The following is a 15,251-nucleotide window of genomic DNA, read 5'->3' on the forward strand; positions in this document are numbered from 1 at the left end:
TAAAGTTTTACTTTATTAGAGCTATCTTTGAAAAGAGATAGCTCTTTTTTTGTATATATTTCCTTCTATTAGCGGAATCTAACTAAAAACTTGTTGAAAAGGAAGCTAGGTGGGGAAATTGTTAGAGCTTGAAGGTAACTTATTTGAAGTTATGAAAGAAATTAGGGATGAGTTAGGTTCACCTAATGATTTAACAATTAGAGAAGTTGCTCTTGCTGGGAGTTTTACACGTTGTGCGGTTGTGTTTTTATGTGGATTGACAGATAAGGATAATGTTTATAAATATGTCATTCGCACACTGCAATACGAAGAAATTATAAATGAGGAAGCTGTTGTTCAAACGTTATTGGATCGTTTTATTTCTATCGCAGAAGTGGGCGTAAAGACGAAGTTTCCAGATATTATGAATGCGATATTAGCGGGAGATACAGTTATATTAATTGATAATATTCAAACCGCTATCGTTATTAATAGTAGGGCCTGGGAGAAGCGAAGTTTAGAACCACCAGTGACAGAAGATTTAATACGCGGACCGAGAGTTGGATTAAATGAAGATATTAATGTGAATAAAATGTTAATCCGACGCAGTTTACGCGATCCAAAGTTGAGGTTCCAATCTTATATTATGGGGAAGCGATCGCAGAAAGAAGTAACCCTAGTATATATAGAAGATATTATTAATCCTCACATTGTAAAAGAGCTAGATCGCCGTCTTCAATCAATAGTGACAGATGTCGTTTTGGAAACAGGTACGATTGAACAATTAATTCAGGATAATAATTTATCCCCATTTCCACAGTTTTTGAATACAGAGAGGCCTGATAATATTATAGCCTCATTAGCGAAAGGGAAGGCGGCAATTTTAGTAGACGGATCCCCGTTTGCTCTTATTGCACCACTTGTGTTTGTTGATATTTTTCAATCTGTAGAAGATCATTACGAGCGCTGGGTGATTGGAACGTTATTAAGATTTTTACGTATGGGTTCAGGCATAATTGCGGTTTTGTTACCAGCTATGTATGTAGCACTTGTATCTTATCATCAAGGACTTATTCCTTCTAAACTGGCTTATTCAATTGCAGGTGCGAGGGAAGGTGTTCCGTTTCCTGCATATATTGAAACGTTAATGATGGCCTTGACTATGGAATTAATACGAGAAGCTGGAATCCGATTGCCGAAACCGATGGGACAAACGATAGGGATTGTAGGAGGTCTTGTAATTGGAGAAGCTGCGGTAAATGCAGGGATTGTAAATCCGTTTTTAGTTATTATTATTGCAGTTACTGCGATTGCTACGTTTTCGCTTCCTGTATATAGTATTACGATTACGTTCCGAATTTTACTTTTCGTCTTTGTATTAGCTGCAACGGCTTTTGGGCTGTATGGAATCATTCTAGCTCTGATCGCACTTGCTATTCATATTACAAATTTAACAAGTGTTGGTATACCGTATACAACTCCAATTGCTCCTGCATTTTATAAAGATTGGAAAGAAGAATTTATTCGCATGCCAAAATCGATGTTGAAAGATAGACCAGAGTACTTACAAACAAAAGATTCTACAATACGTCCAAAGGAGCGAAAATAAGTGAAACCATTTGAGTATGGCGATGAAGAGATTGGATCTCGTGAAATTGGGTTTGCGGTATCATCGACCATTATTGGTATAGGGGCATTGTCTATGCCAAGAGATATCGCTAACCAAACTTTATTTTCGGACGGTTGGATTATCTTGCTTTTGGGTGGATTGATCTGCGCAGTTTTAGGTTGGTTTGTGACGAGGGTGGCTATCTTATTTCCAAAACAAAATTTTGTTCAATATACGAGTGCGCATTTGACGAAGCCTGTTGCATACACAATTAGTAGCATTTTAGTATTAACGTTTGCTGCTTTGACAGCATATGAATCGCGAATGATTTCAGTTATTTCTCAAACGTATTTATTTAGTGATACACCGATACAACTACTGTCTTTCTTCTTCTTATTAGTTGTTATTTATGGCATAGCAGGATCAAGAGCAGCCTTATTAAGGTTAAATGTTATATTCTTACCTATTGTTTTAATTGCGATAGTGCTTCTTTCTTTATTAAATATAAATTTAGTGGAAATCAATAATTTACTACCAGCTTTTCAAACGAAAGTAAGTCAATACGCTGTTGGAGTTAAAAATTCTATTTTTACGTTTATTGGATTTGAAGTAGCTCTGTTTTATGCGGTGTTACTGAATGATAAGACAGCGAAAAAAGCGCCGATGGCAGTTGCGAAGGCGGTGATGGTAAACGTGTTGTCATACATTTTAATTTATGTAACTTGTATTAGTGTTTTTACGTATATGACAACACGTGGATTGACATATCCAACAATTGAATTAGGGAAAGAAATTGAAATTGGTGGAGGGTTTTTAGAAAGGTTTGATGCGATTTTTTTTACGACTTGGATTATTACAATTTATAACACTACAGCAATGTATTATGACGTCGCATCTTTATTATTTTGTGCTATGTTTCCGAAAGTGAAGAAACATATTTTTATTTTCGTAAGTGCCCCAATTATTTTTATGGTGAATATGATACCTAGTAGTTTGAATACTTTATCAAGTTATGGAACTTATTTAGCTTGGATAGATATGGGGTTTGTCGTGTTAGCACCTTTATTGGTTTTTATTGTATATAAAATAAAAAGAAGGAATGGTAGAAATGAAACACCTTCTTAAAATTATAATAGTTATGTTTTTTGTTGGACCTATTAGTGGGTGTTCTGAGTTACAAGAAATAGAAGAAAGAGGATTTGTAGTAGGTGCAGCCTACGATATTGTGAAGGAAAAGAAAGTGAATCCAATTATGAAAGGGACTTATCAGATGGTACTCCCCAGTAAATTGTCTCAACAGGGTGGACAAGGGAGCGGAGATAGTGAAAATTATATTAACGTAAGTGCGAAAGCAGATAGCGTCTTTGAGCAAATAAGAATAATTGCTAAGAAAATTAGTCGAACATTATTTTTTCCGCATATACAAGTTATTATTTTTTCCGCATATACAAGTTATTATTTTTTCGGATGAATTACTAGCGAATCCGTATGTTTTGCAAAATACGTTAGACGTATATTTTCGTGATCATGAAATGAGAAGAAATATTCGTTTGTTCGTTTCGAAGAAAAATGCAGAATCTATTTTAAAACAAAGTGCAAAACCTGAAAACTTACCGGCGCAGTACATTGATATGTTAGCTGAACATCCTCCGAAAAACGCTCAAATGATTGAGGCGGCGAGAATTGGTGAAGTACAAGGGAAAATGATTGCAGATCGAAGTTTTGCACTACCTCTCTTAGGGTTAACTAAACAAGGTGTACAAATGGAAGGAGCGGCATTGATCCGTGGAAAGGATAATAAGTGCGTTGGAACTTTGAGTGGAGAACAAACATTAGGAATGAACTATATAATAGGTAAAAAAATTGAAGGTTTCTTTACTGTTCGTAAAAAAAAATCAGCTTATTACATATGAAGTTCATAAATTGCGTCGGAAGATTAAGGTGTCTACGGAACATGCTACAAAACCGAAGTTTGATATTCACGTGTTTACAGAAGGGACATTAGCTGAGCTGCATTTTAATGAACCAAAACAAGTGATGAATGAAAAGGTTTTAAAGAAAGAGCTTTCAAAGGAAATGAAGAAGCGTATTGAAAAGTCCATACAGCTTGTTCAAAAAAAATATAAGGTAGACGTATTAGAACTAGGAGAGGTATATAAGAGGCATAATTATAAAGAGTGGAGAAAAATCAGTAAGAATTGGGATCAAGGCCAGAATTATTTTAGTAATGCTGAAATTACTGTTTACGTTCATCCGACGATTGAACATTCAGGTTCAGCTTTACCGAAGAAAGTGAAGTAAGGTGATATAAATTGTTTACTGAATTGGGAATTAGTTGCACAATATTAATGGCGGTGCTTCCCGGAGCTATATATTTCATTCATAAAAAACTCACAACGTATGGAGCGCAGCCGTGGAATACTGATGTACAAAAAAAGAAACCTGAATGATTTTCAGGTTTCTTTCGGACAAAGCATATGTGAAGGGGGATGCCTTCTATGTATGCTTTGTTTTATACAAGCCCTAACCAATGTACCAATTGTGTAGAGAGGAATGTAACAACAATGGCGATAACGGTAGGGATTGCAAACGATAAGAATGTCCATTTTGCACTTTTTGTTTCTTTGTATATGTTAACCAGTGTTGTTCCGCACGGGAAATGAAGAAGTGAGAACAACATTGTGTTTAACGCTGTTAACCAAGTCCAACCATTTTCTAGGAATAGATTTTTAATTTGATTAAAATCATCTATTTCAGTTAAAGCCCCAGTTGATAAGTAAGACATTAATAAAATTGGGATTACAATTTCATTAGCAGGTAGTCCAAGAATGAATGCAGCTAGAATAAACCCGTCAAGTCCTAACATTTTAGCAAATGGATCTAGGAAATTTACAAAATACATAAGTAAGCTTGTGTCACCGATAAAAATGTTAGCAAGTAACCAAGTTAATGCAGCTGCAGGGGCAGCAACAACTATAGCTCGTTTTAAAACGTAGATTGATTTATCGAGTGTTGCGCGAACAATTGTATTCCAAACTTTTGGCTTGCGGTACGGAGGTAACTCAAGTGTGTAGTGAGTTGGAACCCCTTTTAAGGCTGTTTTTGATAGTACCCAAGAAACAGTTAATGTCATAATAACACCAAGTACAACCATTCCAACTACAACGCCAGCAGTAACCAATGTTTGCATACTGCCTGTATAACCAGCAGCCATAAATAGTGAAGCCATTAAAATTAACATAGGCCAGCGACCGTTACAAGGAACGAAGTTGTTCGTTAAAATTGCTAGCATACGTTCACGTGGTGATTCAATGATACGTGTTGACATAATGGCTGTTGCATTACAACCAAATCCCATTGCCATTGTTAAAGATTGTTTCCCGTGTGCGCCGGATCGTTTGAATAAGCGGTCCATATTAAACGCGACACGTGGTAAGTATCCGTAATTTTCTAATAGCGCGAACATAGGGAAAAAGATTGCCATAGGTGGTAACATAACGCTAATAACAGCACCGATACCACGGAACAAACCAAGTATTAAAATGCCATGTAACCATTCAGGTGCATGCGCTGCTTGGAACCAAGATGTTAAATATCCTTCGGCCCATCCGAAGAATTCGGCAATCATATCAGATGGTACGTTAGCGCCTGCAATTGTAAGATAAAAAATAATAGATAAAATACCGAGCATAATTGGGAATCCCCAGATTGGAGATGTGAAAATTTTATCTAGTTTTTCGGAACGATATAATTTATCAGTATTTGTATATTGGACAGATTCTTTACATATGCTTGCAGATGTTCGGTAAATATCTCCGACTATATCATCTCGTATATCTTCTTTTGAAAGTGTTTGTGCATGTTGAATAATATAGTCTAATGGAAGAGCTTTACTGGCTGAGTGAGATTCCATTAATTACGACCTCCCTTACAAGTGGTTCATTATGGTGTTTTTGAAGTGTAGTTAAGAAATTTTTATCTCCATCTAATATACGTAACGCAATCCAACGTGCTGGATACGTATCACCGAACACTTTATAAATTTGTGGTTCTAATTCCTGAATCATATTTTCGATTTTTTCGCTGTAAGTAATTTTAATTGGTGTTGGAATTAGTTTTTTATTTGCTACTTTTGCAATAACATTTAGCAAATGACCAATACCTACTCGGTTACGTGCTGAAATTTTAACGACAGGTACACCAAGTGATTTTGCTAATTTCTTTTCATCGATAACAATCCCTTTTTTCTCGGCTTCATCAATTAAGTTAATGCAAATGACTACATTGTTTGTCATCTCCATCACTTGAAGTGCTAAATTTAAATTTCTTTCCATAGAAGTTGCGTCTATAACAACTACAGTTACTTCTGGTTTTTCAAATATAATATAATCCCTCGCTACTTCTTCGTCTGCGGAATTTGAGTATAGTGAGTAGGTTCCAGGTAAATCTATTAATGTATAATTACTTCCGTTATGTTCATATTCTCCTTCAGCTTTTAAAACAGTTTTTCCCGTCCAGTTTCCAGTATGTTGTTTTAAGCCTGTTAAAGTATTAAATAATGTACTTTTCCCTGTATTCGGGTTACCAGCTAAAGCGATACGATGTTTGCTCATCTGAAATCATCTCCTATTAATACCCCGAAAATAAGGGAGCTTTCTTCTTTACGCAGTGCAATAGTTGTGTTACTCACTTGATAAGCGACCGGATCTCCAAGTGGACTGCGTTGCAATACTTTAATCGTCGCCCCCGGGATAAATCCCAAATCTAATAAGCGTCGTTTCATAGTTCCTTCTAATTGTATCTTCTCAATTTGTACAAACTCTCCTATTTTAAATTCGGAAAGTGGTTTTATATTAGCCGATACCATAAAAGTTACCTCATCTCTATATTTTTAGTTTGAGTTTAAAAAGTTTCCTAAGGTAAACTTTTTGTTAGTAATATAGTAGACTACATTGGATTATGTTGTCAATTAGTACTTTAAAAATATTCATTTATTTTTAGAATTGTTCCAATTTATTTAGTTGTACTAAAAAATATTACTGAAATTATTTTTAATGTGCATAAATTAGGTGTGTGAAAATTACAAAATACAGCGGAATTGTAAATGTAACTTTAACGAAAAGGGAAAAAGAGAGAAAAACATTTACGTAACTACTCAGCCACCTTTCGGTGTCTTTTTTAAATTTTACTAGTTTCATATGCCTCCCATTTGTAAATACTGAGTATATCAAACAGGGGAGGTGAATCTTATGGTCGATCGAAAAATTATTTTAGATACATATAAAAAAGGACCTGAAGCTGTTATTTCTTTATTTGAAGAAACATTTTCTAAGTTAGAAAAACGTATACAAGAACTAGAAAATGCTTCAAAAAAAAACTCCAAAAATAGTCATAAGCCACCTTCTACAGATGGTTTGGGTAAGCCCGTTACAAAAAGTTTGCGCAAACCGTCTCATCGTCAAACGGGTGGCCAGTTGGGCCACAAGGGACATACTCTTGGTTTGACAGCGACTCCAGATCATACGATTACACATTCTCCTACATATTGTACTTGTTGTCATACTTCCTTGAACCACGAGCCTGTAAAAGGGTATCGCATTCGCCAAGTGTATGACTTACCACCTATTCAGATCGAAGTGACAGAACATAAAGTAGAACAGAAAGAATGCCCACATTGCCATTCTATCCAAGAAGCCCAATTTCCTTCGACAGTATCTCGTCCTGTTCAATATGGTCCAAATATAAAAAGACTGATTCCCTATTTAACGCATTATCAATGCATTTCTTTGAAGCGAACAAAAGAATTCTTTCAGGATTGTTTTGGACATTCTATAAGCGAAGGAACCCTGGTAAATCATACACAGGCTTTCGCTTCTCAATTGCAGCCATTCATAAAAGAAGTAAAGGAAAAGATTCTGCAGTCTCCTGTTGTCCATTTTGATGAAACTGGTATGCGTGTAGAAAACAAAACACAATGGTTACATACTGCCAGTACACCGGAGGTGACATTGCAACATATTCATCAAAAACGTGGAAAAGAAGCAATGGATGCTGGAGAAATCTTGCCATCTTTTTCTGGAATTGCGATGCATGATGGTTGGAAATCGTATGATGCGTATACAGATTGTCGTCACGTTTTATGTAATGCCCATCTCTTACGAGATTTACAAGGAATTATAGATAGTACTGGAGAACAATGGGCACAACAGATGCAGAAATTTCTAACGCAAGCGTTGACGATGAAAAAGCAATCCGAAGGTACCATGCCAAAAGCGACGCAAAAGAATCTGTTTATTATGTATCAATCCATATTGAAAGAACAACAGATTCTTTCCACGAAACAAAAGAAGAAAGGAAAGCAGACGCCTTCTCAAAATTTATGGAATCGCTTCGTCAAGTATTCTGACAGAATTCTAGGGTTTTTAGAACATCCAGCCATTCCATTTGATAACAATCAAGCAGAACGGGATATTCGGATGACGAAAGTAAAACAGAAAGTGTCTGGGACTTTCCGAAGTAAGAAAGGCGCAGAATCTTTTTGTCAGATACGAAGCTTTATGAGTACCATGAAAAAACAAAAACAATCGGTCTTACAAGCGATAAACCAAGTCATAGAAACTAGAACGGTTCCTTGGAATAACACGACTTCATAAGAGAATTTCTCTATTTGGCATAGATTCTTTCTCTGATTGGAGTATTTTCTTTTCATGTTTTCGAATCGGAAACATGTATTTGGCCTGTTTTTTTATTTGAAGAAGCTGAGTAGTTACACATTTACATTGAATTTACATTGTTAAGAATATATTTACATTGCAGTGTAGTTAGTGTGGTTTTTGTTTGGTTATTTAACTATAAATGTTGGGATTTCTAGCTTTTAAGGATTATTATCGTCATTTACTTAAAATTAAAAATTGCTTAACACTCACATAATATTGTTGTCCTACAATGAATTTGTGTTCGAAAGAAAATGAATTCGAAAAGTGATAATCCAAATGGGGGTACAAGACATGGTTATGAAAAAAGGTATTAAATTTTCTTTAGCAGCTTTAGTGGTAGCAGGAGCATTAGTTGGTTGTGGGAAAGCAGAAGATACAACTAGTAAAGACACTGCTAAAGGAAGCGATAATACAAAACAAGAATTATCAGGTACGATTGCAGCGGCTGGTTCTACAGCTCTTCTACCTCTTGCGGAGGAAGCTGGAAAGAAATTCATGGAGAAAAATTCAAAAGTTTCTATTCAAGTTCAAGGTGGCGGTAGTGGAACTGGGATTAACCAAGTAGCATCTGGTGCAGTACAAATTGGTAATTCAGATGTTCCGTCCGGAGATAAAATAAAAGATGCTGAAAAGGCGAAAGAATTAGTAGATAACAAGGTAGCGGGTATTGCATTCGCTCTTGTCGTAAATAAAGATGTAAAAGTTGATAACTTAACAATGCAACAAGTACAAGATATCTTCACTGGAAAAGTAACAAACTGGAAAGAAGTAGGCGGAAAAGATGAAAAAATCAATGTAATTAATCGTCCGGCTTCATCTGGTACACGTGCTACATTTGAAAAAACGATTATGAAAGACGCGAAAATTAATGATGGAACTGGTACAACACAAGATTCTAACGGTGCAGTAGAGCAAGCGATTAACTCTACTCCTGGTTCGGTGAGTTATTTAGCAATGTCTTACATGGTGGGCGAGAAAAAAGGCGCACTACAAACAGTGAAAATTGATGGTGCTGAACCGAAAGTTGAAAACATCGCGTCTGGTAAATATCCATTCTGGTCTTACGAATATATGGTAACAAAAGGTGAAGCGAAGGAAGCGACGAAAGCTTATATCGATTATGTAAAAGGTAAAGATTTTGAAAAGCAAGTAGAAGATATGGGCTACATTCCAATGTCTAAATTAAATAAGTAATAAAATTTTATGGGGCTGGCTGCAAGGCCAGTCCTGTTCATTTCAATCTGTGAAGTGGGGTCTGTCCTGTGATGAAGGGGAAAAAGCAAATTAATTACGTGAAAAGTGAATATATAGGAAGATCACTTGTTACGTTTTGTGGTATTTTTATTGTTTTAATTACATTAGCTATTATTGCGTTTATTTGTGGTAAAGGTATTCAATCTTTTACACAAAGTGGTATCTCATTTACTGAGATGTTAACATCGACAAAATGGAATCCAAATGCTGATCAAGGATCCTTCGGGGCTTTAATTTTCATTGTAGGTTCAACGGTGGTTTCGTTAGGTGCGGTTATTATTAGTGCACCAATTGCTATAGCTCTTGCTATATTCATGAATTTAATTTCGCCAAAGTTTGGAAATAAAGTATTGAAGCCTGTTCTAGAATTGTTAGTTGGTATTCCTTCGGTTGTATACGGATTATTAGGTGTTACGATTTTAGTACCACTATTACGTGATTCGTTTGGGGGAGTAGGCTTTAGTTTAATTGCAGGTATTGTTGTATTAAGTATTATGATTTTACCTACTATTGCTAGTATCGCTTCTGATGCAATACGTTCTGTTCCATTTGATTATTTAGAAGCTTCTTATGGTCTAGGATCAACGAAATGGCAAGCAATTAGCCGAGTGATTGTTCCTGCTGCGAAAAAAGGGATTTTAACAGGTGTTGTTTTAGGCTTAGCGCGTGCTTTCGGTGAAGCGTTAGCGGTTCAAATGGTAATCGGGAATACGATTAAATTACCAGAAGGAATATATAGTCCGACAGCGACGTTAACTGGTATTTTAACAATGGACATGACGAATACATTGAACGGAACTGCTTGGAACAATGCGCTATGGACTTTAGCGATGATTTTACTTGTTATTTCATTCCTGTTTATTTTAGTAATTCGAGCGATTGGGCAAAGAGGTGAGCGATAATAATGAATGCAAGAACGGTAAATAAAGTTTGGACGGGTATCTTTTATGCGGTTGCGGCTTTAGTTGTAGCTTTGCTAGTGTTCTTAGTATTTGAGATTTTACAAAAGGGATGGGGATTTTGGGATCCTAATTTCTTGTTTGGAGAACCAAGCAATACAAGAGCTGGTGGTGGGATTGGTCCGCAGTTATTCAATTCCTTCTACATGCTTGTTATAACGCTTATTATATCTATTCCTCTTGGATTAGGTGCTGGAATATATTTAGCGGAGTACGCAAAACAAGGACGTTTTTTAAATTTTGTTCGTCTATGTATAGAGACGATGGCGTCTTTACCTTCTATTGTTGTTGGTTTATTTGGTTTGTTAGTGTTCGTTACAATGACAGGTTGGGGATACACAGTAATGGGTGGTGCTCTTGCTTTAACTATTTTAAATTTACCAGGTTTAACGCGTGTTTGTGAAAATGCGATTTCAGAAGTTCCTCAGAATGTAAAAGAGGCAAGTCTTGGATTAGGTGCAACGAAGTGGCAAACAATCGCTCGTATTATTATCCCATCGTCATTACCACAAATTATTACAGGGATTATTTTAGCGGCGGGTCGTATATTTGGGGAAGCGGCAGCATTAATTTACACAGCGGGTTTAACATCCCCGATTTTAAATTCAGCAGCGGATTTCTCAAGTCCTGCGCATCCTTTAAATCCGTTTAGACCAGCTGAAACATTAGCGGTTCACATTTGGAAATTAAATTCTGAAGGAGTTATTCCAGATGCGAAGTTGATTGCGACAAAATCTGCAGCTGTATTAATTATTATGGTATTACTATTCAATGTTATTTCACGCTTGATAGCATCTATATTACACAAGCGCTTTACAGGAACGAAAAGAAAAAGTAAAACAACGAAAAAGGTAAAAGCGGCATAAATTATAAAGAAGAACTCTCTATTTATAGGTAGGGGGTTCTTTTGTATTTTAATATAGAAGGAATGGATGTAATGATTGTTGAATTTGTGATTAATTATAAAGAAGAACAGATGTAATTTAGAGAGGAGCTTTAATTTGTTTTTTCTGCAAATGTCAGGTTTTCCTGGGTCAGGAAAATCGACAGTTTCTAAGTATATAGCGAAATTAACAGGTGCTGTAATTATAGATCATGATGTTTTGAAATCCGCGTTGTTAAAATCATTAAAAGTAAAAGGAATTGAATCAACGATTGTTGGTGGGCTTGCGTATGATGCCGAATGGGTATTGATTGATTCTTATTTAGAACAAGGGCATAGTGTTATATTGGATAGTCCGTGTTTATATGAGGGAATGGTTGAAAAAGGGATTGAACTATCAAATAAACATGGTGTGAAATATAAATATATTGAGTGTTATCTTAATGATATGGAAGAGATTAATAGGAGACTGCAAACACGTAAGCGTATGATCAGTCAAATTGAAAAGGTGGAATCGGAAGTAGGTTTTAAAAAGTGGTTAAATGGTAGTAAAAGACCTTCAAATAATGAATACCTTATTGTGGATTCTAGTAAACCTATAGAGCAATATGTGGAAAAAATGATGGATTATATGACTAAATAGAGAAAAGGCGTTATCTTCATTTGTGAAGATAACGCCTTTTGTTTTTAAATATCAGGTGTTTCTGTAGAAGTGCTTATTTTCCTACGAGAGCGTCTTTTTCTCCCGATTTTATCTAGTAGTTCATACATAACTGGAACGACTACTAATGTAAGAGCAGTTGAGACTGCCAAACCGCCGATGACAACGACGGCTAAACTTTTTGATACCATACTTCCTGCTTGGGATTGGCCAAATAGGAGTGGGAGCATAGCAACGATTGTTGTAATAGCTGTCATAATAATTGGGCGTAGTCTAGTAGAACCTGCTTCAAGTAAGGCTTCTCTAGTTTCCATTCCATGTTCCCGATTTTGTTGGACTCTTTCTATTAATACAATAGCGTTTGTAACAACAATCCCGATTAACATTAATGCGCCGATCAAGGAATTTACATCAACAGGTGTTCGTGAAATGATTAATCCTAAAATACCACCGACAGCAGCTAATGGTAAGGAGAATAGGATTGCAAAAGGAGCACGTGCTTGCCCGAAGGTGATAACCATAATTAAATATACAATCCCGATTGCAATCCCCATAATTTTGAATAAATCTGTAAAATTCTCTTGCATAGATTCAGTAGCTCCTGCGATATTTACTTTTGCACCACCAGGTAAATCTAAGTCAGTCATCGCTTTATTTACTGCTGTGTTTACTTTACTCAAATCTTCATTTGAAGCTTCGGCTGTAATTTGGATTGTTTCTTTTCCGTCTTTATGGAAAATTTCTGTTTGTGTTTGTTTTTCTGAAATAGTTGCAATGTCTTTTAAAGGTATTGGTCCATTAATAGGTGATAGTATGTTTGTATTTAAAATATCTTCTTGTTTATTAATGTTTTCTTTTTTGTGTTCTATCATAATAGTAGCTTTTTCATTATTAATTGTAATTTCGCCAATAGGTGATTTCTTCATAAGGAATGCTACTTGTTGCGCAGCTATTTCTGGTGTTAAACCTAGTTGTTCAGCCTTTGTTTGATCAATATGAATTTGCCATTCTTTCTTAGAGTCTTCTAAATTTGTTTTTACTTTAGAAAGATCATCCATGCTTTTTAGTTTTGTTTCAACGATAGTAGCCGCTTCTTTTAAATCCGCTTCGTTAGTAGCTGTTACGTTAAATTGTAAGTTATTGCCGCCGCCAGAGCTTGAATAACTTGTTTTTATATAATCAAGTTCAGCAGGCTCAAAAGTTTTATGTTCCTTTTTTAACTCTTTAATATATTGATCAATATCAGAACCTTTTTTAAAGACTACGAATATACTAGCGAGGTTATTTTTAGTTGTTTGCCCCCATTGTGCATCTTCTGCGCTAGATCCCATTCGTAAAATAACGTCTGTTATATCTGAATTAGAAAGTAATTTCTTTTCAAAATCAAATGCTTTTTGTTTTTGAGATTCAGCATTATAATGGGCTGGAAATGTCATGTTAATAGATAACATTGTGTCGTCTTCAGATTTTATGTTTGCTTTCGGTAGTAATATATAAGCTGCAATTGATCCTACAAATAATAAAAATGCAGTAAGTAGAATAATGAATTTATGAGAAAGAGCCCACTTTAATGTAGCGACATATCGTGATGAAGAACTTGGCTTTCGATGCTTTGTTTTTTTGAGTAGTAAAAAAGCCATAAGTGGAACAACTGTTAGTGCAACGATTAAGGATGATAATATAGAATATACAACTGCTAATACCATAGGTAACATTAATTTTCCGATTGCTCCTGATACGAGGCCGATAGGTAAAAAAACAGCGACCGTTGTTAAAGTAGAAGAAGTAATTGCGACTGCGACTTCTTTCGTTGCATCGAGAATGATATCTTTAGAGAAAGAATCTTTTTGTAAACGGCGGAAAATATTCTCGATGACAACGATACTATCATCGACGAGACGTCCAACCGCAACAGCTAAACCACCGAGGGTTAAAATGTTAAGCGTAATGTTAGATTGATGTAGTAAAAAGAGTGTTAATAAAATGGATAATGGAATACTGACAACAGCGATGAGTGTTATTCGGAAGTTACGTAAAAAGATTAAGATAATTAGAGTTGCAGCGATTGCTCCAAGTATTACTTCTTTTCCCATGCTAGTAACAGCATTTTCAACTTGTTCATGGGTTGAAGCCAAAAGTTTAATGGAAAATTGATCTTTATATTCCTTATCTATCTCTTTAACTTTTTTATCAATCTCTTTTCCAATGGCAACTGCATTTTTACTCGGTTCTTTCATGATGATTAATCCTGTGCCTTCTTCTCCGTTTATATGTGAGATTGTATCGTAGTGTTGTTTGATTTCAATTTGAGCAATGTCTTGCAATTTCACTTGGGGTGCCACAGTGATGTTTTTAATGTCATTTACATTTTTTATGTCCCCAATGACGCGGAGGTTGTATTCTTCCTGATTAACAGTAATTGCCCCAGCTGGAGTAGAAGTTTCTTTTCCTTGTAAAACAGTTAGTACCTGCTGTGATGTTACGTTTTTGTTTTTTAATTGGTTCGGATCAAGTACGATAGATAATTCAGAGGTGGATTTTCCGAAAAACATAACGTTGGCAACACCATCAATGTTTTCGAGTTGTGGTACGATTTCTTTTTCAATTTGTTTTTCATCTGCTTTTGAAAAACCGTTTTGTTTCTGGATAGTAATTTGAGCGAGTGGAATCATAGAAGTGTTTAATTGACTAACTACGGGCTTGGTTACATCTTTAGGTAATTTAATTGTATTGACGGCTTTTTCGACTTCGCGTGCTGCATCTTTCATGTTTGCTTTTGATGTATACGCAATGTCGATACGTGATAATCCCTCGTATGTAGAAGAAGTAATGGTGTCGACGTGTTCTAAATTGCGAAATTGTTTTTCGAGAGGATTAGTTACATCCTTTGTCATCGTTTCAGCGTCGAGTCCTTGAGATAAGGTTGTGACGGTAATTGCTGGATTGTCGATACTCGGTAAAAATTCCATAGGTAATTTAGAGCCGGAATAAACACCGAGTATGGAAATGAGAAAAATCATGATGATAATGGCAGCTCGGTTTTTTAATGAAAACTTTGTTAACCTATCCATAAAATAATTCCTCCATTGGTTTATTTATAGTTGAGTGCGTCCTTTCTTACTATATAACAAAAAATGGATATTTTTCATTAATTAAATGTAAAAAAATTCTAACAATATCCTTAAGTTTG

The 15,251-nt window shown here is 35.6% G+C and carries 11 protein-coding genes and 1 pseudogene; 8 read left to right on the forward strand and 4 right to left on the reverse strand.

Features of this window, described 5'->3' with window-relative positions; all coding sequences use genetic code 11:
• Positions 1-109: 109 nt before the first annotated feature.
• The 3 genes and pseudogenes from gerLA (at position 110) to AC3WVZ_RS01780 (ending at position 3,889) form a co-directional block, all read left to right on the forward strand.
• Positions 110-1,588, forward strand: coding sequence for a spore germination protein GerLA (gene gerLA / locus AC3WVZ_RS01770; protein ID WP_002023287.1), 1,479 nt, complete (start codon positions 110-112; stop codon positions 1,586-1,588).
• Complete coding sequence (gene gerLB / locus AC3WVZ_RS01775; RefSeq protein ID WP_000802003.1) at positions 1,589-2,713, forward strand: spore germination protein GerLB; 1,125 nt, start codon at positions 1,589-1,591, stop codon at positions 2,711-2,713.
• Positions 2,697-3,889: pseudogene (locus AC3WVZ_RS01780) on the forward strand (Ger(x)C family spore germination protein). Before gerLB ends, AC3WVZ_RS01780 begins: the two are co-directional and overlap by 17 nt.
• A gap of 211 nt (positions 3,890-4,100) precedes the next feature.
• Here the strand turns inward: AC3WVZ_RS01780 and AC3WVZ_RS01785 are convergent.
• Genes AC3WVZ_RS01785 through AC3WVZ_RS01795 form a run of 3 tightly spaced genes read right to left on the reverse strand, consistent with a single transcriptional unit; the run spans position 4,101 to position 6,455 of the window.
• A complete protein-coding gene (locus AC3WVZ_RS01785) occupies positions 4,101-5,501 on the reverse strand; it encodes a nucleoside recognition domain-containing protein (protein ID WP_233935938.1) in 1,401 nt (466 codons plus the stop codon).
• Positions 5,479-6,201: a FeoB small GTPase domain-containing protein gene (locus AC3WVZ_RS01790; RefSeq protein WP_233935939.1), complete on the reverse strand. Its 723-nt coding sequence runs from the start codon at positions 6,199-6,201 to the stop codon at positions 5,479-5,481. Before AC3WVZ_RS01790 ends, AC3WVZ_RS01785 begins: the two co-directional genes overlap by 23 nt.
• Complete coding sequence (locus AC3WVZ_RS01795; protein ID WP_000252982.1) at positions 6,198-6,455, reverse strand: FeoA family protein; 258 nt, start codon at positions 6,453-6,455, stop codon at positions 6,198-6,200. The genes AC3WVZ_RS01790 and AC3WVZ_RS01795 overlap by 4 nt, the downstream gene beginning before the upstream one ends.
• Before the next feature lie 382 nt (positions 6,456-6,837).
• On the opposite strand from AC3WVZ_RS01795, the gene tnpC reads away from it, so the two are divergent.
• The 5 genes from tnpC (at position 6,838) to AC3WVZ_RS01820 (ending at position 12,043) form a co-directional block, all read left to right on the forward strand.
• The gene (tnpC, locus tag AC3WVZ_RS01800; RefSeq protein WP_233935200.1) at positions 6,838-8,241 is read left to right on the forward strand and encodes an IS66 family transposase; all 1,404 of its coding nucleotides are present in this window, start codon (positions 6,838-6,840) and stop codon (positions 8,239-8,241) included.
• A 354-nt stretch (positions 8,242-8,595) separates the two neighbouring features.
• Positions 8,596-9,498, forward strand: coding sequence for a phosphate ABC transporter substrate-binding protein PstS family protein (locus AC3WVZ_RS01805; RefSeq protein ID WP_000245108.1), 903 nt, complete (start codon positions 8,596-8,598; stop codon positions 9,496-9,498).
• A 71-nt stretch (positions 9,499-9,569) separates the two neighbouring features.
• Positions 9,570-10,460: a phosphate ABC transporter permease subunit PstC gene (pstC, locus tag AC3WVZ_RS01810; RefSeq protein WP_000676676.1), complete on the forward strand. Its 891-nt coding sequence runs from the start codon at positions 9,570-9,572 to the stop codon at positions 10,458-10,460.
• Positions 10,461-10,462: 2 nt separating this feature from the next.
• Positions 10,463-11,383: a phosphate ABC transporter permease PstA gene (gene pstA / locus AC3WVZ_RS01815; RefSeq protein ID WP_000994141.1), complete on the forward strand. Its 921-nt coding sequence runs from the start codon at positions 10,463-10,465 to the stop codon at positions 11,381-11,383.
• Between the two features lie 135 nt (positions 11,384-11,518).
• Positions 11,519-12,043: a P-loop nucleotide/nucleoside kinase family protein gene (locus AC3WVZ_RS01820; RefSeq protein ID WP_000465755.1), complete on the forward strand. Its 525-nt coding sequence runs from the start codon at positions 11,519-11,521 to the stop codon at positions 12,041-12,043.
• Between the two features lie 44 nt (positions 12,044-12,087).
• Here AC3WVZ_RS01820 and AC3WVZ_RS01825 read toward each other — a convergent pair whose 3' ends face one another.
• On the reverse strand, positions 12,088-15,132 hold the full coding sequence (locus tag AC3WVZ_RS01825; protein ID WP_233935941.1) for an efflux RND transporter permease subunit: 3,045 nt from the start codon (positions 15,130-15,132) through the stop codon (positions 12,088-12,090).
• Between the last annotated feature and the right edge of the window lie 119 nt (positions 15,133-15,251).

The sequence above is a fragment of the Bacillus sp. CPT56D-587-MTF genome, assembly GCF_058792335.1.

Coding starts and splice junctions, on each gene's coding strand:
- AC3WVZ_RS01785 (WP_233935938.1), bottom strand. CDS start 5,501: ATGGAATCTCACTCAGCCAGTAAAGCTCTTCCATTAGACTATATTATT.
- AC3WVZ_RS01790 (WP_233935939.1), bottom strand. CDS start 6,201: ATGAGCAAACATCGTATCGCTTTAGCTGGTAACCCGAATACAGGGAAA.
- AC3WVZ_RS01795 (WP_000252982.1), bottom strand. CDS start 6,455: ATGGTATCGGCTAATATAAAACCACTTTCCGAATTTAAAATAGGAGAG.
- tnpC (WP_233935200.1), top strand. CDS start 6,838: ATGGTCGATCGAAAAATTATTTTAGATACATATAAAAAAGGACCTGAA.
- AC3WVZ_RS01805 (WP_000245108.1), top strand. CDS start 8,596: ATGGTTATGAAAAAAGGTATTAAATTTTCTTTAGCAGCTTTAGTGGTA.
- pstC (WP_000676676.1), top strand. CDS start 9,570: ATGAAGGGGAAAAAGCAAATTAATTACGTGAAAAGTGAATATATAGGA.
- pstA (WP_000994141.1), top strand. CDS start 10,463: ATGAATGCAAGAACGGTAAATAAAGTTTGGACGGGTATCTTTTATGCG.
- AC3WVZ_RS01825 (WP_233935941.1), bottom strand. CDS start 15,132: ATGGATAGGTTAACAAAGTTTTCATTAAAAAACCGAGCTGCCATTATC.